Raw genomic sequence first — 24,686 nt, forward strand, 5'->3', positions numbered from 1 at the left:
AGCCAGACCCTAGGCCGCGGGCCGGGCGTCGGACGGTGTCGTGCGGCCGGTGGTGTCGCCGGGGGACACGCGGGCCGGGCGCGAACTTGCCTTGCGTGCCCCGGACACCAGCTTGTTGAGGGTGAACCGGCAGGCGATCTCCTTGACGCCGGCACCGGTCCGCCCGCTGATGCTGAGTGCGTTCACCTTGTCGTTCGGGTACGAGAACTGGGTGACGCCCTCCTTCCGGCCGAGGCTGAGGCACTGCCCGGCGAAGAACATCCGGACGGGAGCGGGCGTCTTCCCCGCGATCCGGCGCAGGATCGTGTCGGCGGCGGCCGGGCCCAGCTGTACGGCGGCCTGGCAGCTCATCCGGAACGGGTGGTCCGGCATCACCCCCGCGTCCCCGGCGGCGACGATGCGCTCGTCGTCCACGCTGGTCAGCGTCGTGTCGGTGAGCAGCCGGCCCGCGGAGTCGGTGCGCAGCCCGCTGCGGGCGGCCAGGTCCGGAACCCGGAAGCCCGCCGTCCAGATCGTCACCGCGCCGGGCACCTCGCGGCCGTCGCCCAGCCGTACGCCCTCGCCCGTCACCTCCGTCACCTGTGCGCCGGGGCCTTCGAGGACGGTCACCCCCAGCCGGGCGAGCCGGCGGGCGACCGGGCGGCGGACCCGGGCGTGCAGGGAGGGGCCGAGCACGCTGCCGCAGACCAGGGTGACCTTGCGGCCCGTCTCCGCCAGCTCGGCGGCGGTCTCCAGGCCGGTCGGACCGGCCCCGACCACGGTCACCGAAGCCGACGCGGGTGCCGCGTCGAGCGCCGACCGGAGTCGTTCGGCGCCCTCGAGGTCGGACACCCAGTGGGCGAACTCCGCCGCTCCGGGCACACCGGGATCGGCGGCGCCGCTGCCCACCGCGTAGACGAGGTAGTCGTACGAGAGCGGGTCACCGCCCGCCAGCGACACCCGGCGCTCGGCGGCGTCGATCCGGGTCGCGCTGTCGACCACCAGCCGGACGTTCCCGCCCAGCACCTCGCCGAAGCCCTCGACCGCGTCGTCGGAGCCGGTCACGAGCTGGTGCAGCCGGATCCGCGAGACGAACTCGGGCCGCGGATTGACCAGGGTCACCGACACGCCGTCGCGCCGAGCCAGACGGTTGGCGGCCGTCACACCTCCGTACCCTCCGCCGACCACGACCACCTCGACGTTCTTGTCCATGATGTCTCCCTAGTGCTGTCGCCCCGTCGGCATGGAGACACCGCAGCCTCCTCCGGCGTAACAACCCACGGATGAGACCTGGCCCACATCGCACGCGGCGCAGGTCAGTGGGCGGGGAGGCCCGCCGAGGCGAGCCACTGGGTGGCGATCAACGCGGCCACGGCCAGCGCCGTGACCCACGCCAGGTGCCGGTTCGTCCGCGGCCCGTGCAGTGGTGCCTTCGTCATGTCCTACTCCCTCGCGGCTCGTGTCACCCCGCGCATCTGCCCGGGTCCCGGCAGCCCAATCTGCTGCCTCGGAGGGCACCGCCGCCTCGGCCGAACGGCCGGAACCCACGGACCAAAACCCCCTCTGTACTGGCCGAACGGTGGAGGCGGGGGTTCCACGGCGGACGGAAGACTGATCTCTCGTCAGAAACACGTCGGATCTTTTTCCAACCCGGCACCACCCCCGTCCGTCTCTAGGCGCGAGTCGTCCGGCGTTCGCGGGACGGCTTCCTTCCGAAGCCTTCCGATTCCGAAGTGTCAGGAGTACAGGTGGAGTTACGCGCAAGACCAAGGCGTGCGGTCGTGGCGGCGGGGGTCGCCTCCACGGCCCTTCTGCTGGCCGGTGTGCCGGGTGCGGAAGCCCAGGACGCCGGCGGCGCCAGTACGGTCAGTACGGCGGAGGCGGGTGCCGGCAAGGCGGCCGGTTCGGCCGAGGCCGTGAAGACAGTCACCCTCGTCACCGGTGACCAGGTCATGGTGGACGGTGCCGGAAAGGTCACCGGCGTGGTGCGCGCGGAGGGCCGGGAGCGGGTGCCGTTCTCCGTCCGGGAGGTCGACGGACACACCCGGGTGGTGCCCGGTGACGCCGAACTGCTGCTGGCGCAGGGCAAGTTGGACGCCCGGCTGTTCGACGTGACCCAGCTGGTCGCCGACGGGTACGACGACGCGGGCCGTACCGACGTACCGCTGATCGTCACGTTCAAGGGCAAGAAGGCGCCCTCGATGTCCCCGTTCACGGGAGCCGGGGCGAAGATCGGCCGGGCGCTTCCGGTGGTCAACGGCAAGGCGATGCGTCCGGCGAAGAAGCGCGCCACCGAGTTCTGGAACGCCGTCGCCGGTGACCAGACGGAGGGAACGGCGGAGTTCACCGCCCCCACCGCCGTCGAGAAGGTGTGGCTGGACGGGCGGCGCAAGGCCAGCCTCGACAAGAGCGTCCCGCAGATCGGCGCGCCGACCGCCTGGGCCGCCGGGTTCGACGGCACCGGCACCAAGGTCGCCGTGCTGGACACCGGCGTGGACAAGGCCCACGCCGACCTCTCCGACCAGGTGATCGCCGAGCAGGACTTCACCGGTTCCGAGTCCGGCCCCGCCGACAAGTTCGGCCACGGCACGCACGTGGCGTCCATCACGGCCGGTACGGGCGCGAAGGACGGCGGCAAGTACAAGGGTGTCGCCCCGGGCGCGAAGATCCTCAACGGCAAGGTTCTCGACGACGACGGGGGCGGCTTCGACTCCGGGATCATCGCGGGCATGGAGTGGGCGGTGGCGCAGGGCGCCGACGTCGTCAACCTCAGCCTCGGCGGTACGGACATGCCGGGCATCGACCCGATGGAGGAGGCGGTCAACCGGCTCTCCGCCGAGTCCGACTCGCTCTTCGTCATCGCGGCCGGCAACGAGGGCGAGTTCGGCGAGAGCACCGTAGGTTCGCCGGGCAGCGCGGACGCCGCGCTCACCGTGGGTGCCGTCGACAAGGCCGACGCGCTCGCCGACTTCTCCAGCCGTGGCCCGCGCGTCGGGGACGGCGGGGTCAAGCCCGACCTGACCGCACCCGGTGCCGCCATCACGGCCGCCGCTGCCGCCGGCAGCAAGCTGGAGGAGTTCTACCCCTCCGACATACCCGGCTACCTCACCCTCGACGGCACCTCCATGGCGACCCCGCATGTCGCGGGCGCCGCCGCGATCCTCGCCCAGCAGCACCCCGACTGGACCGGCGAGCGCATCAAGGCGGTCCTCACCGGTTCGGCCAAGCCGGGCGCGTACACCTCCTTCCAGCAGGGCACCGGCCGTACGGACCTGGTCCGGGCGCTGGAGCAGGGCGTCGTCACCGAGCAGCAGCCGCTCGACTTCGGTCTCCAGCAGTGGCCGCACGGCGACGACGCTCCGGCGACCAAGGAGGTGACGTACCGCAACCTCGGTACGGAGCCGGTCACCCTGGACCTGTCGGTCGACGCCCTCTCGGTGGACGGCAAGCCCGCCGCCGAGGGCATGTTCGAGGTCTCACCGAAGCAGCTCACCGTCCCGGCGGGCGGCGAGGCGAGCGCCTCCGTCACCGCCGACACCCGCGCGGGCACCACCGACGGCTCGTTCGGCGGCTCGGTGCAGGCCGTCTCCGCCGACGGGAAGGTCCAGGTGCGGACCGCTGTCGGTGTGGAGCGCGAGGTCGAGTCGTACGACCTGACGATCAAGCACCTCGACGAGAACGGCGAGCCGATCGGCGACGCCGCCACCTCGATCAGCGCCATCCACAGCGACTTCTACGCCGACCTCGCCGACGAGCAGGACGGCGAGCTGACCGTACGGGTGCCCAAGGGCGTCTACACGCTGAACGGGGTGATCCATCCCTCCTACGAATCCGCCGAGCACGCCATCCTGGTCCAGCCGATGATGACCCTGGACAAGGACACCACCGTCACCATCGACGCCCGGCAGGCGCGGCCGGTGAAGGTCACCGTGCCCGACGCGGCGGCCGAGAACACTGAGGCCTCGGTCCTCTTCAGCTACGACCGGGGCGGTGACCTGGGCGCGGCCACCATGGAGTACCTCCTGCCGACCTTCGAGGGCACCACGTTCGGACAGCTCGGACCCGAGCCGACCGCCGACGGCACGTTCGCCGTGTACGCCGGTGACTGGACCCGCGAGGACGACGAGGGCCGGCCCGTCACCTACCACCTGGCCTGGAACCGCACCGGCAAGCTGGACGGCTTCGCCGCCACCGTCGAGCAGAACCAGCTCGCCAAGGTGGACCTCCAGGCGGGCGTCCCCGTCGGCGGCAGGGGCGTCCAGATCGAGGTGACGCCGCACACACCCGACGGCGACCTGATCTTCGGCGCCAATGACCTGCGGGGCGACCTGCCGATACGCACCACCGACTACGTCCTCGACAACGAGGTCAAGTGGTCCTTCCGTATGTGGCAGATGTTCGGCGAGGACCGCGACAGGCACTCCGAGACCTTCCTGATGCGGATGCCGCGAACCTGGGAGGCCGGACGGAGCTACACCGAGCGGTTCAACGTCGGCGTCTTCGGCCCGGTCCTGCCCGCCGCGGGCGACCTCGGACCGGAGCGGGGACTGCCCGGCATCGTGCGGTACGGGAACACCATCAGGGCCTTCCTGCCGCAGTTCGGCGACGGCTCCGGCCACTGGGGCCTCAGCGACTACACCTCGGTGACGAGCTCGCTCCAGGCGGACGGCAAGGAGATACCCGACGACTACGGCTACTCGCCGATCGACCTCACCGAGTACACGGTTCCTGCCAAGGACAGCGCGTACAAGCTGATCGTGGACGCCTCACGTGATCCGGCGGTGTACCCGGTCAGCACCCGCGTCCGGACGGAGTGGACCTTCCGCTCCGCCACCACCGCCGAGGACGAGAACACCGGGCTGCCGCTGTCGGTGGTCCGCTTCTCGCCCGACCTGAGCCTGTCCAGCACGGCGAAGGCGGGGCAGCGGTTCTCGGTGCCCTTCACCGTCGAGGGCGCGGCAGCCGGCCAGCGGCCCGCCAAGCTCGCCTTCGAGGTCTCGTACGACGACGGCGCCACCTGGCAACACGCCAAGGCCGTCGGTACGCACCTGGCGCTGACCCACCCGGCCACGGCCGGCTCCGTCTCGCTGCGCGCCAAGCTGACCGACCGGGCCGGCAACACCCTGGTCCAGACGATCGAGCGCGCCTACCTCACAACCCTGTAACTGTCACAGAACTCTCGTTCGGGGCGGTGTCGAAACCGCCCCGAACGGGGACAGCCATAGGGTGCGGCCGGGGGGCCGCGGGGGACCGGCGACAGGGGGAACGCCAGGTGTTGACGCCTCGATGGAGTGTGTCCCGGCTCAGATCACCCTTACCTCGATCGTCCTTGCCCCGGTCGTTCCTGCCCCGATCCTCCTTGCGTGGGCGCGTCACCCTGTTGTGCGCCCTCCTTCTCCTCGTTGGCAGCCCCTGGGGGCAGGACCGCGTGGAGGACCTCTACCTCGACCACTACGACGGCGAGATCACCCGCTGGCTGGTCGAGGGAGCGTTCGTCCCCAGGTGGGACCTCTCGCCCGACGCGTACATCGACTACCTCGGCACGTCCATGCTGGTCGTGCAGGACCTCAGCGTCGTCCTGCTGCTCATGGCGCTCGCCCGCGTGATGTCGCGGTCCCGGACCCGGGGGCTGTCCGGCTGGAGCCGCTGTCTCGTCGCGGCCGTGCTGGTGTCGGAAGCCGTGGCCCTGCTGCGCTGGTGGATGCTCGACACCTTCGTCGACGGCCTGGAACTGCCCTCCGCCGGACTGCGGACCGAACTCCTGCACGCCCCCCTCGCCTTCGGCCTGCTGGCCGGTGTCCTGCTCGCCCTTCTGACCGCCGGACCGCCACGTGTACGGATCACAGGGTCGGCCGGTGCCACCGGGGCGCCGTTCCGCCTGAGAAAGGGAGGTGTCGCCATGACGACCCCGCAGGCGCACATGCCGGTCGGGAGCATGCCGGGTGATGTCACCCGGTATCTGTGCGCCGCGGCCTACGTCGACGAGGAGTTCGCCGACCGGGTGGTGGACGGGGTGCTCGCGGACGAGGCCAGTGCCGTCGCGCCCTCGCCCGGTGTCGACCTGGTGGCGGTGGCCCACCACTGCCTGGCGGCACAGGAGATCCGCCGTCGCCGCGATCTGCGGCTGGCGGGCGCCTTCGCGGTCGTGGCGGTGCTCGCGCCGCTGTGGCTGCTGTTCAGCGCGGTGTTCCTCTCGTTCACCGCGAGCGTGGGCCGCTCCCGGCCCAGCCACGCCACTCGGGGCCAACACCAGCCCGGCAACAGGGCGTTGGCGAGCACGGTCGTCACCGCGGCGGTGGCGGTGCCCTTCGCCTTCCCCCTCGCCGCCGCCATCGCGTCCCTGCCCGTGTCCGGGTTCATGGCCTGGCTGCTCGGCGCCTACCTGGCCGGGGTGCCGGCCGTGCTCGCGTCCGTCGGCGCGGTCGTGTTCGCATACGTGACGGTCGTACGGCACGACCTCGGCATCGACCTGCTGCTGCGCACCACCATGACCCGTACGGCGTTCGCCCGGCGCCGGCTGCCGGCCCTGCCGCTGAAGCAGTGGATCGTCGACCGGATGGCGGTCGTCAAGGAGGCACGGGACGGCAACGTCACCGTGTACAGCGGGTTCTCACCGTTCGTCGGCTACGCGCCGCCCGCCTCCACCTGGTCGGTCGCCGTGCCGCTCCTGCCCGCCGACGACCCGGTCGACAAGCGCCCGCGCCCCGGTGGTCCGGTTGCCTTCACCGTCGTCGAACTCGTCGCCCACGTACGCGAACACCTCCGCACGGTCGCCGCGCGCGACGGCGCCGACGGCATCGCCGACACCGCGCCGAAGCCCCCGGCGTCCCCCGAATCCCTCGGTTCCCTCACTATCGAGGACCGGGTCTTCGTGGACGGCACGACCATCGGCGACGACGAACGGTTCATGACGAGCGCCGGCCTGACACCGGCCACGCGGCTGCCGGCCGAGGCGGTCGAGGAGATCATGCTGCGTCCGACGGGCACGGTCCGCCACCATCTGGCGGTCCATGTGCCGCTGTGGGGCGGCGACGTGGTGCCGAGCGTGCTGCTGCACTTCTCGACCGAGGGCAAGACGTTGCACCTGCACTGCGGCAACCATGTGCTCGGTCCGGTGGGCGCCGTCTACCACGTCGTGGACCGGCTGCGTGACCCGCTCACCCCCGAGCGGCAGCGCGGACTGCTGGCGGAGGCCCTGCACCGCACCGGCCCGGCGTTCTTCGACGCACCCTCCCGAGCGCTGCGCCAGGCCCGGTTCGAGACCCGGCGCACCCAGCGGATGGCGGACGAACTGACCGCCATGGAGCAGGACCCGGTCTTCGACTACGGCGCCCGGATGAGCATGCGGGAGATCGCGACGAGCCCCGTCTACCAGAACTACTTCCAGGTCGTGGACGCCGACCGGGTCACCTCGGCGGTGCAACGCCACACCCTCGCCGCGATCCGGGAGTTCCTCGACGCGCGCGGCTACGACACCACCGACTTCCGCGCCCAGCAGCAGACCATCCTCAACCAGGGCGTCATCCAACAGGGCGGCACGAGCATCGTCGGCAACCAGGCGATCGGCGCGGGGGCCAACGCGACACAGAACCTCCCGCGGCAGACCGGCCCGGCCGCCGCCGCGCCCGCCCAGAAGTAGCCACAAGTAGTCTGAGAGGGAAGGGAGTCCGCGATGAACAGCAGCGCTGACGACGGCCGTCCCGTGGTGCCCCAACCGCCCGTCAACAACGGGCTGGTGATCAACGGCGGCACCCACTACGTCGGCAACCAGGCGATCGGAAACCGGGCCCAGGCCTTCTCCGGCTCGGTCGGCTTCCAGCCGCAGGACCCGGCACAGGCCGCCGCCCGTACGGCCGAACTCCTCGTGTACGTCGAGCAGTTGCTGTCCGAGCACCGCGCGGCGCTGGCCGACCCCGAGGCCACCACCCGCGAACTGCGGCGCCTGCGCGAGGAACTCGACGAGGAGGAGCCGCAGCCGCCGGTGCTGCGCCGCGCCCTGGACCGGCTGACCGAGTTCGTCCAGCCGGTGACCCCGCTGGTCGTCGCGGTCGGCGAACTCGCCCAGACGGTACGGGGAACCCTGGGCGCCTGACGCCAACCACCGCCCGGACAGCGGCGGTTGGCGTCCGAGACCAAAAGCTAGGGGGCTGTCCGCTCGTACGACATCAGAAGATGCCCTGGCCCGGGACCAGGACTCCTCGCGGGTCGTACCTGCGCTTCGCCTCCTTCAACCGCGGCCAGGCCGCGCCGAAGTGGGCCCGCCAGTCGGCGCGGGTGAAGGGGATGCTGCCGACCGGGTACTGGGTGCCGCCCGCCGCCGCGACGGCCTCGTAGGCGGCACGGTTGGCTGCCAGGAGGCGGTCGACGGTGGCGGTGTCGGCCGGCGGGGTGGCCCGCAGGATCGCGAAGAGGTGCGTCAACTCGTCGTCGGTGGTGGGCAGGAGCGTGGTGGAGAGCCGGTCGCTCGGGATCGGGTAGGTGAGGACGAGACCCGCGCCCACGTCGGCCGGGGTGAGGTCGGCCAGCTCCGCCGCGAGGAGCGAGCCTGCGGACTCCCCGGGGAGCAGCAGGTTGAGCCACGGGTGGGCGTACGCCCAGATGCCGGCCTCCTTCAGGGCGGCGACGACGGGGGCCAGCCGGTCGATGAAGTCGTAGTAGGCGAGGTCGGAGGCCTGGACGCCGGCCGCGTTGTGGCGCAGGCCGCGCAGCAGGACGGTGTCGTCGGGGGCGGGGCCGACCGGCGGGCCGTAGGCCACGGCCTCCAGGGTGGGGATGCGGAACTTTCCGTCGGCGTCCGCCGAGATCTGGCCCTCGACGTAGTCGAAGCGGCCGTCCCGGACGAGGGTGCGCTGGTCGTCGAGGAAGGTCTCCAGGTCGTCGTACGGCAGCAGATAGTGCCGTACGGTCTCCGGCGCGGGCACCAGCCGGAGGGTGGCGCCGACGACGACGGCGACCTGGCCGAGGCCGGCGAGGACGGCGTGGAACAGGTCGGGGCGCCGGGTCGGTGAGCAGCGTACGAACTCGCCGGCCCCGGTGACGACCTGGAGTTCGGTGACGTTGTCGGTCTGGGCGCCGTACCGCTGGCTCTGGCCGCCGAGGCCGCCCACGGAGAGCGTGCCGCCGACGGAGAGTTCGATGTAGTCGGTGAAGACGGGCGGGGTGAGGCCGTGGACGAGCGCCGCCTTTGTCACCTCGCTCCATCTCGCGCCCGCGCCGACGGTGACGGTGGTGGCGCCGGGCGACATGGCGCCGATGGTCGCGAGGGTCGCCGTCTCGATGACCAGGCCGTCCTCGACCTGGCCCCCGCCGTTGGTGGCGTGTCCCTGGCCGCGCGGGGCGACCTTCAGCCGGTGTTCGTTGCAGAAGCGGACCATGGCGACGACGTCGTGGACCGACCCGGGGCGCAGGACGGCGCGGGGACGGCGGTGCACGATGTGGCCGTAGTCGTCGGCGGCGGCCGTGAGTGACGCCTCGTCCATGACGAGGGTCCCGTCCAGCGGTGGCAGCTGGGCCAGGTCGGGGCCGGTGGGGGAGCCGGTGGTGGCCCAGCTCCGGGTGCCGGTGGCGAAACCGGTCACCACCGCGCCGGTGACCGTGAATCCGCGCAGAACGCTACGCCGTGACGGTGTGTGGGACATGTGCGCTACACCTCGCAAACAACCTGGAATGGTCAATTCCGGATCAGTGTAAGGGAGTTCACCCGTTTGGCGGCGATTCGACCGCCCCGTACAGTGTCGACGCAGCGCATGCACAGCCCCCTCTCAGGCTACTGTTACGGCCTAAAGTGTCGACAGTTGACGGGAGTTGATGGAGCATCAGCTCTGTGCAGAGACGCGCGACGTCATCACCTCAGGAGCAGTCATGGACGCGACCTCCCCCGGTATCGACAGAAGGACCCTTCTCGCCCTCCTCCCCCTCACGGGTGCGGCAGCCCTCTTACGGCCGTCCCACGCCACCGCCGCCGCCACTGCCGCCACGACGGTCACGAACACGGTCGCGGGCCAGGAGCTGGCCGGCATCGCCGCCAACCCCGCCTTCGTCTTCGCCACCGACCTCGCCGGAACGGCCGGCTCGGGCGAGGCCTCGCCCATCGACGCCGACTACTGGCTCGGCGTCCACGAGTTCACCAACGCCCAGTACCTGGAGTTCGTCACCGACACCGGCCGGGCCGCGCCCCCGTACTGGGACGGCGGCACCTACCCCGACGGCAAGGCCGACCACCCCGTACTGACGGTCTCCCTCGACTCCGCCACCGCCTACTGCGCGTGGCTGTGCGGCCAGGCGGACACGGAGGGTTGGACCTTCAGGCTGCCCACCGAGGCCGAGTGGGAGTACGCCGCCTCCGGCCCCGACGCCCTCCACTACCCCTGGGGAGACACGGCCGGCACCACCTACGCGGACCTGGTGCTGACCAGCGACTACAACTACATGGCGGTCTGCGCGGCCTATGAACTCGCCGAGCACGGCGACGAGTTGGCCACCTACACCGCCACCGGCTCCGACCTGTACGGACAGAGCTTCCCGATCTCGGAGATCCTCTCGATCGGCAGCACCGGAACCGTGGCCGGCTGGAACGTCACCGCGAGCCGCACCGGCTTCGTCCACACCGACGTCTACGACGCCCTCACCGCCACCGGCGGCTACACCACCCCGTTCACCGCCTACCCGGGCGGGGCGAGCACCACCGGCCTACTGGACCTCTGCGGCAACTGCTGGGAGTGGACCACCTCCGTCATCACCGCCACCCACGGCGGCGAGATGGGCCGGCAGGTCAACGCCGTCCGGGGCGGCTCCTGGTACGCCAACCTCAACAGTTGCACCGCCGTCTAGCGGGGCGAGGGCCGCGACCCGTCGGGCCGCTACCCGACCGTCGGCTTCCGCGTCGCCGCCACGGTCGGTGCGTGACGGTCAGTGGGTGACGGTGACGTCGAAGGTGGCGGCACGGGGTACGAACGTCGTTCCGCCGTCCACGGCCGTCGCGAGCGCCGAGACGTACCAGGTGCCCTGGGCCAGCTCGGCCGCCTCCGCCTTGGTGACGCGCAGGGTGTAGGTGCAGCGGGAGGTGTCGTCGGTGGTCTTCGTGCAGACGGCGCTGTCGACGTTCCGCAGCTCCGCCTCGGTCGGGTCGAGCTTCGAACTCGCGGGCCAGGCCATGACCTTGACGCCCTTGACGCCCGAGTCGTCGCTCACGTCGGCGGTGAAGGTGAGCGCGCCGGCCTTGCCGTCGGACGGGGCGGTGAAGCGGGCCGAGCCGTTCTCCAGGGTCGGCTCGGTCGGCGCGGAGGCCGACGCCATGGCGAGGCCACCGGCGGCGATACCGCCGACGAGGGCGACACCGAGGAGCGAGGAGAAGAGCATGTGCTTCGAGGAGCTGGACGTCTTGAACATGGGAGATCCCCCTGAACTGGGCGGCTCGGCCGCTGTGGTTGATGTGATCGAATCTATGGCCGGGTACACCGCCCGGTCTTCGAGCGGACGGACGATCAGCGCGTGCAACCGGAGATAGAGAGACCGGGAAAGGGATCCCCCTCCAGCGTGAGCCGGGCCGCTCACCTGCGGACCTAGCCTGGTCGAGCCATGAGACGAACAGACATCACCACCGACGACCGGCTCCTCCCGGTCCTGCTGCTCTGCGCCCAGGCCGTGGTCTGGCCCGGCGCGGCACTCGTACGGGGCACGGTCCCGTCCGTGTCCGCGCTCCTCGTCGCTGCCCTGGTCGCCGGCCCGGTCACGGCCGCGCTCGCCCTGCGCCGCACCCGCCCGGTGGTCACGCTCACCCTGATCGCCGTCGCCTGTGCGCTGGGTGCGGGGGCGCTGCCCACCGGCGCGACCGCGGTGTTCGGCACCGCCGGGGTCGCGCTGGCCCTGTTCACCGTGGCGACCGAACGCGACACGTTCACCACGGTGTTGTGCGTGCTGTCGCTCGCGGTCTGGCAGGCCCTCCAGGACATCACCCTGCACGGCCTCCGCGACCACGACGGCCTCGACCTCGCCCTGACCGCCCTCCTGTACGGAGCGGCCTGCGGCGCGGGCTTCTTCGTACGCCGGACCCGGCGCGCCCGCCGGACGGCCGAACTCCTCCTGAAACGCGCCGAGTCCGAGCGTCACCGGCTCCCGGCGGCCGAACGGCGCCGGATGGAACGGGAGTTGCACGACGTCAGCGCCCACCATCTGACCGCCGTGGTCGTCACGGCGGGCGCCGCCCTCGGACTGCGCGAACGCCGACCCGAACTGGCCGCCGAGGCCCTGGAGTTCGCGGTCGACACCGGCCGCGAGGTCAGCCGGGCCCTCGGGGCGGTACGGGCCCCCGCACCTTCGCGCGAAGACCTTCCCTCACCGGAGGAACGGCTCCTGGACCTGGTCGCCGGATTCCGGCGCCTCGACCAGGAGGTCGACTGCGAGATCGACCCCCTGCCGGACGGCGCCGTCGCGGACGCGGCGTACGGCATCGTGCGCGAGGGCCTGACCAACGTGGCCCGGCACGCACCGGGCGCGCACACCCGGGTCCTCGTGCGGTACGGCGACACGCGTACCGACGTCGCGGTCATCAGCGCGGCCCCACCCGCCGGCGCGGCGGCACACGGCGCCGGCCTCGGCGGAGGGCGCGGCCAGGGGTTCCTGCGGTCCCGGGCCCGGGAGGCGGGCGGCACCCTGCACAGCGGCCCCACGGCGGAGGGCGGCTGGGAGGTGAGCGCGGTACTGCCCGGCCGTACCGCCGCCCCCGTGGAACGGTCGCTGCCACGCGCCTACCGCGCGGCCCAGCTGATCGCCGCCGTCGGCCTGGTCCTCCAGCCACTGCTCCCGGCGCTGATCTTCCGGGCGGAGACCGCGTCCAGCGGCGGGCGGGTGTCGGCGGGGCTGCTCTTCGCGCTGCTGGCGGCGGCCCAGGCGGTCGCCCTGCTGTGGCTGCGCCGCGCACCCCGCACCACCCAGACCGCGCTGCTCGGCCTCGCCCTCCTCTGGCCGGTGGCGATGACGGTCGGCCACTACACGGGCCCGGTCCTGCTCCCACCCGCCCTGAGCACACTCGCAACCTGCGCGGCCCTGGCGACGAACACGGCCCGCAGGACGGCAGCCGGCGACCCGCCGTCCGACGACCGGGCACTGTCGGCGCCGCCGGTGGTGGGCCACGGCGTCACGGCTGTCGTGGCTGCGCTGGTCCGGGGTGTGACGCGTCCGTTCCGGGCGGTGGGTGGCGCCCGGAATTCCGCTGCCGCCCGTGTCTTCCCGCCCTGGGACGGGGTGCTCCCGGTACTGGCCGTCGTGGTCCACGGCGGCGCCGTGGCCGTCGCCGTTCTGGACCGGGGCACCACGGTCCCGTTCTGGGCGGTGGCCCTCGGCGCCGGGGCCGGCGCGGGCCTCGTGGTCGCCGCCGCCAGCTGGGTCGGCTCCCTGCGGGGACGGCGCGACCGGGCCGACCGGGGCACGCACGACGAACGGCTCGCCGCCTGGACCGAGGAAGCCGTCCGGGACGCGTGGGCCGAACGGCGCCGCATCGCCGCCGGGTTGGAGACGACCGTACTTTCGCGCACCGCCGACATGGTCGTCGAGGCGGAGGCGGGCCGCCTCGACGAGACCGCCGAACGCGCCCGCGAGGCCCTGGCCGCGATGCGCGCCCTCCTGGACACGGTCCGGCAGCCGGAGGGGGAAGGCGGCGAGGGCGGCCCGGGGCCCGAACTGCGCCCGCAGCCCACCCTCCAGGCCCTCGACCTGCTCGCCCACCAGTGCCGCGCCACCGGCCGCGACGTCGAGATACGCCTCACCGACCGCGTACCGGAACACCTGCCCACCGCCGTCGACCTGGCCGCCTACCACGCCGCCGAGACGGTCCTCGCGGCCGGCGGCGAGGAGCCCGCGGTGCTCGAACTCGACGCGGCCGACGGTACGTTGACGCTCACGGCCACCGGCGTCCCGCGCGCCGCCGGTTCCGCCGTACGGGAACGGCTGGCCGCCCGGGTCGAGGCCCTCGGCGGCACCCTGACCACAGACGGGCCGGGTACGGTCCACCTCCGGCTGCCATTCGCGCCGGTCGAGCAGAGGGAGTTGGGGGAGCGATGAGCCTCAAGGTGCTGGTCGTCGACGACCAGGGCATCGTCCGGGCGGGATTCGTCGCCGTGATCGACGCCGAGGAGGACCTGACGGTCGTCGGCGAGGCGGCCGACGGAGCGACAGCGGTGCGGCTCGCCGAGGAGCTGGCTCCCGACGTGATCGTGATGGACGTACGCATGCCCGAACTGGACGGCATCGCCGCCACCCGGATCATCACGGGCCGGGAGAACGCGCCCCGCGTCCTCGTCCTGACCACCTTCGACCTCGACGCGTACGTCTTCGACGCGCTGCGTGCCGGGGCCTCCGGGTTCCTGCTCAAGGACGTGCGCCCGGCCGAACTGCTCGACGGCATACGGGTGGTGGCGACCGGCGAGAGCGTGCTCGCCCCGTCCGCGACCCGCCGCCTCATCGGCCACTACGCCTCCCGGCCGAACGCCGGGAACCGCACCGACAGCGGCGGCCCACGCGAGCTGGACAGCCTGACCGACAGCCAGCGGGGCGTCCTCGCCCTGATCGCCGCCGGACTCAACAACGCGGAGATCGCCGCGGAACTCGGCATCACCGTCGGCACAGTCAAGTCCCATGTGAACGCGCTGCTGCGGAAGTTGGGCCTGCGCGACCGCGTCCAGGCGACGATCCTCGCGTACGACCTCGGGCTGGCCCGCCCGAACCCGCCCGGCGCAGCCCACCTCTGATCGCCCCTCTCATCACCCTTCTCATCACCCCTCTGATCACCGAAACGACCCAGGAGTTCCTGTGACCGGTACCGATTCCGGCCGTAGTCTTCCCCGCGGCTTTCCCCGCCGGGTGCGGCACGCGCTCAGCGACCTCGCCGCCCTCGTCTACCTCGGCATCTGCGCCGTCCTGCTCGTGTGGGCGCTCGTGGTGACGATCAACGACAGCACGGACGAGTCCATGGCGCTCGTCATCCCGATGCTCGCCACCGCCCCGGCCAGTTTCGTGCTTTTCTTCCTGCCCGACGGCCCCGCGATGGTCGTCCTCGCCATAGGCGTCGGGGCCCTGGTCAACGCCACGGTCATCGGCTGGTGCGCCCGCGTACTGCGCCGCGGCCCGGGAAAACCGGACCGCGGCGAGTAGGCGCTGTCGAGGACTCGGAGAGTCAGCTGCCGCTGATGGTGATGGTGAAGTCCGTGAGCTGGACCGCGTTCGGGAACGTACCGATGAGCGTCGGCGCGCCGGTGAGGATGTCGACGCTGTAGAAGGACGCCTTGCCGTTGTACGGCGTGAGGGCGGCGAAGGCGGTGTTGGCGGTCGTCTTGCCGTTGGTGGTGGTGCTGAAGATGTCGTAGCCGGCTTCGAGGTTCGCGTCGAAGCCGAGCAGGCCGGTCGGGACGAGGTTGCCGGCGTTCGGGGGCGACTGGATGACGATCTGGTCGTTGTAGGTGTCCACGTCGGTGAGCGTGGTGCCGGTGGAGCCGACCAGGTCGTTGTTCGTGTACGCGGCGCCGGTCACACCGATGGCGGCCGTGGTCGCCGGCGGGATGTTCAGGGGGCTGTCGGTGATCGTCGTGCCGTCGTTCAGGTTGTGCCGCAGGTTCTGGCCGTTGTTGCTGATCACCCGAAGCCGGTCGGCCGCCGGGTTGAAGTCGATGTCGAAGGACGTGCCGTAGAGCGCGACCTGGAGCTGGGAGACCTTGGCGAAGGCCGGGGGGTTGCTGCTGCCGGGCGCCGGGGGCGTGACCGTGTAGATGCCGCCCTTCTCGCCGAGCGCGTACATGAGACCGTTCTGCACCCGGTGGTCGATCCCGACCAGCCTGGTGTCGCCGCTGAGTCCGGTGACATCCCGGACCCAGTTGAGGGTCCCCGGGGTGTCGGTGTAGAAGCTGGCCATGGTCAGGCCGTCAGCGGTGATCCCGAACGCCAACAGCTTGGGGGTGGCGGTGACGGCGGCGGTGCTGGAGCCGGGCGAGGTCACCATCAGCGCGGTGGCCGCGGACACGACGGCGACCGCGGTCGCGATTCTCTTTCTCGTTCCGGATTTCATGGCTTTCAGCATTGTTACCCTCCCGTTTGAACACAGGTCACTGGTGAACACAGGTCACTGAGTGGCACGAGCCCCACGAATTCGAAGGTGGTCCCTTTTCCGAAACGGTCCCCCTGGGCGTCGGGCACGGTTCTCATTAAGCCGAGGCCACAGCCCCCTCACAAGGGAATCGAGCCGCAAGAACGCCCCGATACGGGAACTTTGCGCACTGTGACAAATACACGGCCCGCACACCCTTCACCGTTTCACCGAGATTGATAAATGCCCGTCCGGTTTTCGTCTGTCGACCCTCCGGCCGTGGGTGACATGCTCACGCTTATGGGGAGCCTCTTCGCCGAACTGGCCCGGAGGGCGTCGACCAACGCCCGCCGCGAGGTCGAGACGTACGTACGTGAGATACCGGAACTCGGGTCCCTGGACACGAGTTCCCGGGCCAGGGCCGAGACGATGGAGTACTCGGTCTGGCTCCGCCGCCGCACGGTCGCACTGGCCCCGGGCAACGACATGCTGACCGACGACGACCTCGGCTACATCGCGTCGATGGGCGAGGTCCGGGCAGGCGCCGGGATGTCGCTGGACTCACGGCAACGCATCCTGCGCGTCCACACCGAGCTGATGCTGCGCGAGATCAACGAGGCGACCGAGGCCCAGCGCGGCGGCGACCTCGACGAACTCATGCGCATGATGGGCTGGTTCGCCCCCCAGGGCGAGCGCGGCATCGGCGCCTACCGCAGGGGCTTCGTGACGGTGATGCGCCGCCGTACGCCGTACGTCGAACAAGTCGCGCTGCTGGCACGGTCGTTGCTGTCCGAGAACGGGGCGGCCCAGGAGCTGGCCCAGGTCGCCGACATGGAACTGGCCGAGTCCTACACGGTGTTGGTGATCCGGGTGCCGGACCGCTCGCCCGGCGACCGCGAGTTGGACAACGATATCGAGGCGCTGGTGAAGACGTACCAGGTACCGATGACGTGGTACCCGGAGCGCGAAGGGGACGGCACCGTCATCAGTGGTGGTGCCGGCAGAGGCGGCGAACTGGTCGCCCTGGTCCCGGAACCAGCCCCCGACGCGCTGCCGGACCTCCCACCGGACCAGGTGCGACGCCTCGTGCCGGACCTCTTACCGGACGTCGTGCCCGACCTCTTACGGGACTTCGCCGACGCCCTCGGCCGCCCCTGCGCCGCCGGCACCGCCACCGCACCGCTGACCGGCCTCGCCGAGGCGTTCGACCGGGCCCGCCGGATCAGCAGGGCGGCCCCCCTGCGGCGGGCGTCCACCCGGCTGAGACCGCACACCCTGGCGGACGTCTTCGTCGAACTCGCCGTCGGCGAAGTGCCGTTCGTCGACGACTGGCTCCGCACGACCGCCCGGCGCCTGGAATCCGGCCCGGACCTGTTCGTCACCCTCGACGCGTACTACCGCCACGACATGAACCGCGGTCCCGCGGCGGCGGCCCTCAACATCCACCCCCGCACCCTCGACTACCGCCTGCGCCGGGTCCGTGAACTCACCGACACCGACCCCGGCTCGACCCACGGCGTACGGCTGTTCAGCGCGGTCGTCGCCCGTGACCTGTCGGGAGCGTGGCGCTGACCCGCAGTGCAGGAACGGGGGCAGTTCTCGCCGACGGGGGCGCCAATTGCCGGGCATTTTCCCTTACTTGCGACCGGGCGGCCCCGAATTGCCCGAATGGTGCACCACTTTACGATCCTCACGCCCTCCCCCTTCCAGTCTCCAGAAGGAACTCATGCGTAAATTGGCGTCAGTTGTCGTCAGCACTGTGGTGGCATTCGCCGGTATGGCGGCGGTGGCCGGCACCCCCGCCCAGGCGGCGGGCGAAAAGGAGTACGTCGCCCTCGGCGACTCGTACGCCTCCGGGGTCGGCGCGGGGTACTACGACACCGCCAGCGGCGACTGCAAGCGCAGCCAGCTCAACTACCCGGCCCAGTCGGCCGCGGCGCACTCGGAGTACACGCTCAAGGACGTCACCTGCAGCGGCGCCACCATCGCGGACGTGCGCGCCAACCAGCTGTCCGCCGTGACCAGCGGCACCGACCTCGTCACGCTCACGGTGGGCGGCAACGACGCCCAGTTCTCCACCGTCGTCCAGAACTGCCTGCTGGAGTCGGACAGTTACTGCAAGACGGCCACGGACTGGATGTCGTACTACGCCAAGAACCAGCTGGTGACGGAGCTGGCCACGCTGTACAAGGACATCAAGGCCAAGGCGCCGGGCGCCGAGATCGTCGTCGTCGGCTACCCGCAGGCACTGTCCCTCACCGGGACCTGCCCGGTGATCGACCTCAGCACCGCCAAGCGCACCTACATGAACGCCTTCGCCGACGCGCTCGCCGAGGGCGCCAAGGCCGCGACGGCCCAGGAGTCGGTCACGTTCGTCGACGTCCGCGACACGTTCAAGGGCCACGGGGCCTGCGGCACCGACCCGTGGATCAACAACCTGAGCAGCGGCTCCGAGGTCTTCCACCCCAACCTGACGGGCTACATCTACTACGCCGACCAGCTCAACAAGGCCCTGGACTCCTGACTGGCGCCTGCTGGCTCTGACCCGCCCCTGCCTGGGCGGCCCGGGGGCGAGATCGCTCCTGGGCCGCCATGCCGGACGGTTCACGCATCATTGGACCCTTGGAGGCTGCCGAGCGCCCGGGGACGAACGAGACCGGGATCATCCGCCAAGGGATTCGTCTCGCGGCCCTGGCGAACCGTGTCTGGGACGAGCCGCTTTTCTCACGCACCTTCGAGGGGCCGGGCCGTACGCCGTCCAGGGCCGAGGTCCGTGACACGGTTGCCGACGCCGTCCGCCACGAGGCCGGCCCCGACCCTGAGTGCGGGGCCGGGGCCGAGAAGTGATCGTCGTCGTCGCCCGTACGTGCGTCTCCTGGCCGCCGACTAGGCTGCCGACGCGATCCTCACCCTCGATCGACGCGGCTTCCGGGCCGTACGTCCGTTGAGCCGGCACAAGGCGTTCCGGGTGCTGCCCGACGCCCTGCCGATCTGACGCCGGGGGCGAGGCCGTACGGCCGGGACGGCCGGCGGGCACAGCCGGGGCGCCGTGAGTACCGCGGCAGTGCGGCCTCCGTAGCGGGAGCCGACCTGCCCGATGCCACCCGCGCAGACCGGGACGACCGTACCGACAGGGGCCTCCGCGCCGACCGGGACACCCGCGCCGACCGGGTCACCCGCGCCGACCGAAACGACCGCACCGACCGGGACACCCGCGACGACGTACTCCCGCTCCGGCTGAGCAACCTCCCGCACCGCCCCCGTGACGCCACCGCGCTCGCCGCGCCGACCGCCCGCGAAGACGACCAGCCGCAGCACCAGGAAGCGGCCGAGGCCGGCGAGAGCCGAGGCGCCGAGGTAGACGATCTGCTCGGTCAGCGCCGAGGGCGACGACTGGATCAGGTGCAGCAGGAGCATCGCCGCGCAGGTCACCACGTACGCCACCGCCGCCGAACCCGCCGACTGCCAGTGCTCGCGCCGGTCGGCGCGGCGGCCGGCGCCGAAGGTGAAGCGGGCGTGCAGCTCGGTGCACAGGACGGTGGAGGCGACGGTGATGACCGCGTTCGCCAGTCCCCACGGCATCGAGAGGGCCAGCAGGGTCACGGCGAAGCTGGAGAGGACCCCGACCCCGCCGCCGCACACCACGAACCGGACGAAGGAGGCGAACGGACCGGGAGCGGCCGGAGCCGCCGGGGTCCGGTACGTGTTCTCCATGGCCTTCTCCATCCGGTTCGTGGTTCGCGATTCGTGCGAGCGGTCGCGATGCCGTCGTTTAGATTGCTTGACTTACTCAAGTATATGGAATTGCTTGAGTTACGCAAGTAGTCGGGGTGGAGATGGCGCCGGATGTTGCGCGGATCACGCAAGGAGGCCGCCGCCCGCGGGTGCGGACGGCGGCCTCCTTGAGGGGGGTGCCTGTGCAGACGTATGCCTGCGTCTGTTGCCTAGGCCTTGATCGCGGCCGTCTCCGGAGTCCCGGCCGGGCTGTCGGCCACGGCCTCCTGCGCCGGCTCACGGCGGCGCGGGATGAAGGAGGCGAGGAGGAAGGCCAGCAGGGCGGCTCCCGCGCCGATGGCCATGATGACCTTGAAGGCGTTCTCCGCGGGCAGTGCCGTACCGCCGAAGTCCGTGGTCATCTGGGCCAGGATCACACCGGCGAGGGCGCTGGCGAACGAGGTGCCCAGGGACCGCATCAGGGTGTTGAGGCTGTTGGCCGCACCGGTCTGGGTCGGGTCCACGGCGCCCATGATCAGGGCGGGCAGCGCGCCGTAGGTGAAGCCGATGCCGGCGCCGATGACGCAGGAGACCAGGACCAGGTGCCAGACCTCGGACATCAGGAGGAGGTTCAGGCCGTAGCCGCCGGCCACGATCAGCGCACCGATCATGAGGGTGACCTTCGGGCCCTTGGCCTTGGTGACCTTCGCGGACACCGCCGACATCACCATCATCACCAGACCCTGCGGAGCCAGCACCAGGCCGACGGTCAGCATGGACTTGCCCAGGCCGTAGCCGGTCTGCTCGGGCAACTGGAGCAGCTGCGGCAGGACCAGGGACATGGCGAACATCGAGAAGCCGAGCGCGATCGAGGCGAGGTTGGTGAACAGCACCTGCGGACGGACGGTCGTACGCAGGTCCACCAGCGGCTGCGGGCTGCGCAGCTCCCACCAGCCCCAGGCCAGCAGGATCAGGACGGACGCGGTGCCCAGGCCGAGCGTGGTGCCGCTGGTCCAGCCCCAGTCGCCGCCCTTGGAGACGGCCAGCAGCAGGGACATGAGCCCGGCGGAGAGGCCCACCGTGCCGACCAGGTCGAACCGGCCGCCGGTACGCACCTTCGACTCCGGCACGATCAGCAGGACGAGAACGAGGGCGAGGGCGCCCAGGGCGGCGGAGACCCAGAAGAGGATGTGCCAGTCCCAGCGGTCCGCGATGAAGGCGGCCGTGGGCAGACCGAGGGCGCCGCCGACACCGAGCGAGGCGCTCATCAGCGCGGTGGAGCCGGCCAGACGGTCGGCGGGCAGCGCGTCACGCATGATGCTGATGCCGAGCGGGACGACCGCGGCGGACAGGCCCTGGAGGGCGCGGCCGATGATCATCGGGACGAGGGAGTCGGCCATCGCGCAGACCAGCGAGCCGGACACCAGCAGCACGATGCTGACCAGCAGCATCCGGCGCTTGCCGAACATGTCTCCGAGCCGGCCCACCACCGGGGTGGCCACGGAGGCCGCGAGCAGGGTGGCGGTGACCGCCCAGGCGGTGTCGGACGCGGGGGCGTCCAGGAGCTTCGGCAGCTCGGGCACGATCGGGATGACCAGGGTCTGCATCAGCGAGACGACGATCCCGGCCAGGGCCAGCACCGCCACCACGGCGTTCGGCCGCGGCGGGGCGGATGTCCCCGCTCCGGCGGGACGGGTAAGGGCGTCGGACATGGCGTCGGGCCTCCGTTGGAAGAGTCGTGGGGTTGGGCTGAGGGGCAGGGGCTGTGCGAGGAGTCAATTTGCTTGACTTACGCAAGCATAAGAAGGATTGCTTGACTTACGCAAGTTAAATCGAGGGGGTGGGGCGTGGGTTAGATCACAGTGGGCCGCGCTGGGCCTGCTGGGCCTGCTGGGCCTGATCGGCCCGATCGGTCTCCTCGGACCGGAGCGGCAGCTCGGCGACCACCCCGAAGCCGCCCTCGCGTCGAGGCTCGGCACGGAAGTTCCCGCCGACGGAGTGGGCCCGCTCCCGCATCCCGATGAGGCCGTAACCACCGCTCGGGCAGGGGGAGTTGGGTGGAGCGCCGGCGCTGGTGCCGACACCGGCGCGGGGCTGCTTCCCCGGCCCGTCGTCGGTGACGGCCAGGACGACGGACGCCGGGGAGTAGGTGAGCCGCACCTCGGCGGTCCGCGCGGCGGCATGCTTGGTGACGTTGGTCAGGGCCTCCTGCGCTATCCGGTACGCCGTGACGTCCGCGCCGGCCGGCAGCGGCCAAGGTTCCCCCTCGACGGTGACGGCGACCTTGAGTCCCGCGTGCTCGAAGGAGGCGGCGAGTTCCGGCAGCCGGGCGAGTCCGGGGGTGGGTTCCGTGGGCAGGTCCGGCCGGTCCCTGTCGTCGGACTGTCTCAACAGGCCCACGGTGGCCTTGAGTTCACGCAGGGCCGAGGCGGTGGTACCCGTCAGGTCGGCGACGATCCGCGCCGCCTCGTCGGGCCGGTCGGGCAGCCGGCCGGCCACGGCACCGGCCTGGAGATTGGCCAGGACCAGATGGTGGGCGACCACGTCGTGCAGATCACGGGCGATCCGCATCCGCTCCTCGGCGACCCGGCGCAGCGCCTCCTCCTCCCGGGTGCGTTCCGCGTGCTCGGCACGGGCCTGGACCGCCTCCAGCCAGGCCCCGCGCAGCCGGGTCACGGTGCCGAGCGAGGTCGGGAGCAGCAGCCAGGCGGCGGGACCGCCCAGCTTGAGGATCAGCGGTTCACCGGCGGGGCCGACGAAGAGCCCCGCGCCGACCAGCAGGACGATCCCGCCGAGGGTGAAGAGGTTGGCGGTCCTGCGGTCGGTGCGCAGGGCCAGTGAGTGGAGCGCGACCATGAGCGGCCCGAGCAGCAGGACGGAGAGTACGTGGCCGATCCCGGCCATGGCCGTGGCGCACAGGACGGTCACCACCACGGTGGTGCGGGGCAGGCAGCGGTACCACAGCAGCGCCACGCAGGAGACGCCGGTCAGCAGCGCGCCGGGCCCCCAGGGCAGTTCCGGGCCGCCGGGGAGCGTGAAGACACTGCCGGGAAAGGAACAGGCGAAGACCGCGACGGCGACAGCCGCGTCCGTGCGGCCGGGGCGGCGCGCGGGGGCGGGATGCCCGGTTGGGCTCGGGTTGGTGTGCGGATTCGGGCCGGGGCGGCTGCGCAGCTGCCGCTGCAGGCTGCTGATCATGGGGGAGCGGTTCCTGTCCGGTGGCGGGCGGGCTGGCAGCGGTGCGGGGGACATCGGCCTCGTGTGCGCCGAAGAGGGGCGTCGTAGGTGCCGTAGGCGTTGCGGGTGTCACCGGACCGGATGCCGGATGGGGGGTGTTTCCGGATTCCGGTCCGGTGACCGCGCCGTTCCCCGTCCCCACGGGTCGGGCGCGACGGGGCCTCCTCCGCGTTGAGGCGGCCCCGGTCCAGAGGTTTCATTGCTTGACTTAGGCAAACATAATCGAGTTACTTAAGTCAAGCAACCTTTCTCTGGCGTCGCCAGGGAGCGCCCTCCCCGACCGGGGGTGTAGCCGGCTCCACCGTCAGCCGGGAATGTTGGGCTCGTACGGGTGGCGCTCCCAGGCGGAGGAACCGTTCGGATACACGTACGAGGGTCGGCCCACGTTGCCGCTCGTGCGGAAGGGGTTGCCGTTGTCGTCGAGGCGCAGGATTCCGTGCTGCGCGCCGCTGGACCACTCCAGCTCCAGGTACCAGCCCACGTAGTACGCCCGTGCGTCCGCGAAGATGTAGAAGACCTCGGGATCCGACTCGCTCACCTTGTACGGGAAGCCGCGCTGGCCCGACCTGGGGGAGACCAGGGGCCGCCCCTCGTCGAGGTTCACGTCGAAGGCCTTCGTGTCCACGCCGCCGCCACAGCCGTCGTGCATCTGGTAGTCGTTCCAGGCGAGCGGCTCGCCCTTGTCCACCACCCGCACATGCACGTCCTCCAGGACGACCGTGGCCTTCCCGGTGCCCTGGATGGTCAGCGCGATCATCTGCTGCCCGGCGGTGACCCCGCCGAGCGCGGTGTTCCAGCCGCGCGCGTCCGGCTCGTTCGGCGGCGGAGGCACCTGGTCGGGCTCCCGGTCGATCAGGAGGTGCGGGCCGCACGGGTCTGCCCACTTGTACGGATTGACGGTGACGATCGGCGCGGTCGCCCCGTCCTCGACGCCGTCGCTCTGCCCGGCCGCCCCGGCGGCGGTGCTCGGCGAGGCGGAGACGGTGGGGGAGGGGGACCCTGTGCGACTGACGCTGGGTGAGGCGGACGGAGAGGCCGACCCGCTCTTCGTGGCGGTCGGTCCGGAAGTGACGGGACCGCTGTCCGTGGCCCCGGGGGCCGCGACCCCCACGGACCGCTTCCCGCTCTCGTCGTCATCTCCCTTGCCGGGTACGAGATTCACCACGAGCGTGGCGGCGACGACAGCCGCGACCACGGCGGCCCCGGCGAGGACGACGGTACGGCGACGTCGAGCCGGGGGAGCCCCAGTGGCCCCGGTCACGGTCCTGGGTTCCTGGGGTGTCCCGGTGTCCAAGTCCGCTGCCGGCGCCTGCTGTTCCTCCTCGGCGGACGCGGCAGGCGTGGCAGCCACGGGTTCCGCCACCGGAGCCGTGGCGGTGACCGCCTTCTGCTGCCCCCGCATGGCATCCGCGAGGATCCACCGCCGGTGCAGCTCCACCAGTTCCTCGGGAGTCGCCCTGCACAGCCGGGCGAACCGCTCCACGGGTGCGTAGTCCGCCGGTACGGCGTCCCCGTTGACGTACCGGTGAAGCGTGGACGCACTCATGTGCAGCCGCTTCCCGAGCACTCCGTAACTCAGCCCGGACCGCTCCTTCAACCGGCCCAGCAGTTCCGGGAACTCATCCCCCGTCACCGTTCCTCCCTCTTCCCGTGTCCCGGACCGCCGTTCCAGGCGGGTGTTGTT

18 protein-coding genes and 2 pseudogenes are annotated in these 24,686 nt (G+C 71.5%); 11 read left to right on the forward strand and 9 right to left on the reverse strand.

Annotated elements, in window-relative coordinates; translation table 11 throughout:
- Nucleotides 1-9: 9 nt before the first annotated feature.
- Both ACWCRB_RS02755 and ACWCRB_RS02760 read right to left on the reverse strand, forming a co-directional pair.
- The gene (locus tag ACWCRB_RS02755; RefSeq protein WP_450994278.1) at nucleotides 10-1,191 is read right to left on the reverse strand and encodes an NAD(P)/FAD-dependent oxidoreductase; all 1,182 of its coding nucleotides are present in this window, start codon (nucleotides 1,189-1,191) and stop codon (nucleotides 10-12) included.
- Nucleotides 1,192-1,295: 104 nt separating this feature from the next.
- Nucleotides 1,296-1,418: a hypothetical protein gene (locus tag ACWCRB_RS02760; RefSeq protein WP_268828177.1), complete on the reverse strand. Its 123-nt coding sequence runs from the start codon at nucleotides 1,416-1,418 to the stop codon at nucleotides 1,296-1,298.
- Nucleotides 1,419-1,760: 342 nt separating this feature from the next.
- Here ACWCRB_RS02760 and ACWCRB_RS02765 point away from each other — a divergent pair, with 342 nt between their 5' ends.
- From ACWCRB_RS02765 to ACWCRB_RS02775, 3 genes are all read left to right on the forward strand, one after another.
- A complete protein-coding gene (locus tag ACWCRB_RS02765; protein ID WP_450994279.1) occupies nucleotides 1,761-5,144 on the forward strand; it encodes a S8 family serine peptidase in 3,384 nt (1,127 codons plus the stop codon).
- 263 nt (nucleotides 5,145-5,407) lie between these two features.
- On the forward strand, nucleotides 5,408-7,618 hold the full coding sequence (locus ACWCRB_RS02770) for a hypothetical protein (RefSeq protein WP_450994280.1): 2,211 nt from the start codon (nucleotides 5,408-5,410) through the stop codon (nucleotides 7,616-7,618).
- 33 nt (nucleotides 7,619-7,651) lie between these two features.
- Entirely contained in the window at nucleotides 7,652-8,071 is a 420-nt protein-coding gene (locus tag ACWCRB_RS02775) for a hypothetical protein (RefSeq protein ID WP_450994281.1), read from the forward strand.
- Nucleotides 8,072-8,144: 73 nt separating this feature from the next.
- Here the strand turns inward: ACWCRB_RS02775 and ACWCRB_RS02780 are convergent, their stop codons facing one another.
- Nucleotides 8,145-9,617: an FAD-binding protein gene (locus ACWCRB_RS02780; protein ID WP_450994282.1), complete on the reverse strand. Its 1,473-nt coding sequence runs from the start codon at nucleotides 9,615-9,617 to the stop codon at nucleotides 8,145-8,147.
- Between the two features lie 223 nt (nucleotides 9,618-9,840).
- Here ACWCRB_RS02780 and ACWCRB_RS02785 point away from each other — a divergent pair, with 223 nt between their 5' ends.
- Nucleotides 9,841-10,809 carry a formylglycine-generating enzyme family protein gene (locus tag ACWCRB_RS02785; protein WP_450994283.1) on the forward strand — a complete coding sequence of 323 codons (969 nt, stop codon included), beginning with the start codon at nucleotides 9,841-9,843 and terminating at the stop codon, nucleotides 10,807-10,809.
- A 78-nt stretch (nucleotides 10,810-10,887) separates the two neighbouring features.
- On the opposite strand, the gene ACWCRB_RS02790 is transcribed toward ACWCRB_RS02785, so the two are convergent.
- The gene (locus tag ACWCRB_RS02790; protein ID WP_450994284.1) at nucleotides 10,888-11,367 is read right to left on the reverse strand and encodes a DUF5707 domain-containing protein; all 480 of its coding nucleotides are present in this window, start codon (nucleotides 11,365-11,367) and stop codon (nucleotides 10,888-10,890) included.
- A 189-nt stretch (nucleotides 11,368-11,556) separates the two neighbouring features.
- Between ACWCRB_RS02790 and ACWCRB_RS02795 the strand changes: the two genes are divergently transcribed.
- The 3 genes from ACWCRB_RS02795 to ACWCRB_RS02805 all read left to right on the forward strand — a co-directional run bounded on the left by ACWCRB_RS02795 (nucleotide 11,557) and on the right by ACWCRB_RS02805 (nucleotide 15,126).
- The gene (locus tag ACWCRB_RS02795) at nucleotides 11,557-14,037 is read left to right on the forward strand and encodes a sensor histidine kinase (RefSeq protein ID WP_450994285.1); all 2,481 of its coding nucleotides are present in this window, start codon (nucleotides 11,557-11,559) and stop codon (nucleotides 14,035-14,037) included.
- On the forward strand, nucleotides 14,034-14,723 hold the full coding sequence (locus tag ACWCRB_RS02800; protein WP_450994286.1) for a response regulator: 690 nt from the start codon (nucleotides 14,034-14,036) through the stop codon (nucleotides 14,721-14,723). The genes ACWCRB_RS02795 and ACWCRB_RS02800 overlap by 4 nt, the downstream gene beginning before the upstream one ends.
- A 61-nt stretch (nucleotides 14,724-14,784) precedes the next feature.
- The gene (locus ACWCRB_RS02805; RefSeq protein ID WP_450994287.1) at nucleotides 14,785-15,126 is read left to right on the forward strand and encodes an SCO4225 family membrane protein; all 342 of its coding nucleotides are present in this window, start codon (nucleotides 14,785-14,787) and stop codon (nucleotides 15,124-15,126) included.
- A 22-nt stretch (nucleotides 15,127-15,148) separates the two neighbouring features.
- On the opposite strand, the gene ACWCRB_RS02810 is transcribed toward ACWCRB_RS02805, so the two are convergent.
- Nucleotides 15,149-16,033 carry a DUF4394 domain-containing protein gene (locus tag ACWCRB_RS02810; RefSeq protein ID WP_450994288.1) on the reverse strand — a complete coding sequence of 295 codons (885 nt, stop codon included), beginning with the start codon at nucleotides 16,031-16,033 and terminating at the stop codon, nucleotides 15,149-15,151.
- A 318-nt stretch (nucleotides 16,034-16,351) separates the two neighbouring features.
- Here ACWCRB_RS02810 and ACWCRB_RS02815 point away from each other — a divergent pair, with 318 nt between their 5' ends.
- The 4 genes and pseudogenes from ACWCRB_RS02815 to ACWCRB_RS02830 form a co-directional block, all read left to right on the forward strand.
- Nucleotides 16,352-17,623, forward strand: coding sequence for a PucR family transcriptional regulator (locus ACWCRB_RS02815; RefSeq protein WP_450994336.1), 1,272 nt, complete (start codon nucleotides 16,352-16,354; stop codon nucleotides 17,621-17,623).
- Nucleotides 17,624-17,777: 154 nt separating this feature from the next.
- Nucleotides 17,778-18,575 (forward strand): SGNH/GDSL hydrolase family protein, encoded by a 798-nt coding sequence (locus ACWCRB_RS02820; RefSeq protein WP_450994289.1) that lies wholly within the window; start codon nucleotides 17,778-17,780, stop codon nucleotides 18,573-18,575.
- Between the two features lie 68 nt (nucleotides 18,576-18,643).
- The gene (locus ACWCRB_RS02825) at nucleotides 18,644-18,898 is read left to right on the forward strand and encodes a hypothetical protein (RefSeq protein WP_450994290.1); all 255 of its coding nucleotides are present in this window, start codon (nucleotides 18,644-18,646) and stop codon (nucleotides 18,896-18,898) included.
- A 49-nt stretch (nucleotides 18,899-18,947) separates the two neighbouring features.
- Nucleotides 18,948-19,046 (forward strand): annotated as a pseudogene (locus tag ACWCRB_RS02830) (VapC toxin family PIN domain ribonuclease); the annotation flags it as partial.
- Nucleotides 19,047-19,336: 290 nt separating this feature from the next.
- Here the strand turns inward: ACWCRB_RS02830 and ACWCRB_RS02835 are convergent.
- The 4 genes and pseudogenes from ACWCRB_RS02835 to ACWCRB_RS02850 form a co-directional block, all read right to left on the reverse strand.
- Nucleotides 19,337-19,777: pseudogene (locus ACWCRB_RS02835) on the reverse strand (GtrA family protein); the annotation flags it as partial.
- Between the two features lie 218 nt (nucleotides 19,778-19,995).
- Nucleotides 19,996-21,477: an MFS transporter gene (locus ACWCRB_RS02840; RefSeq protein ID WP_450994291.1), complete on the reverse strand. Its 1,482-nt coding sequence runs from the start codon at nucleotides 21,475-21,477 to the stop codon at nucleotides 19,996-19,998.
- Between the two features lie 145 nt (nucleotides 21,478-21,622).
- Complete coding sequence (locus tag ACWCRB_RS02845; protein WP_450994292.1) at nucleotides 21,623-22,963, reverse strand: sensor histidine kinase; 1,341 nt, start codon at nucleotides 22,961-22,963, stop codon at nucleotides 21,623-21,625.
- 343 nt (nucleotides 22,964-23,306) lie between these two features.
- The gene (locus ACWCRB_RS02850; RefSeq protein ID WP_450994293.1) at nucleotides 23,307-24,635 is read right to left on the reverse strand and encodes a helix-turn-helix domain-containing protein; all 1,329 of its coding nucleotides are present in this window, start codon (nucleotides 24,633-24,635) and stop codon (nucleotides 23,307-23,309) included.
- Between the last annotated feature and the right edge of the window lie 51 nt (nucleotides 24,636-24,686).

It is taken from the genome of Streptomyces sp. NPDC002156 (genome assembly GCF_053593675.1).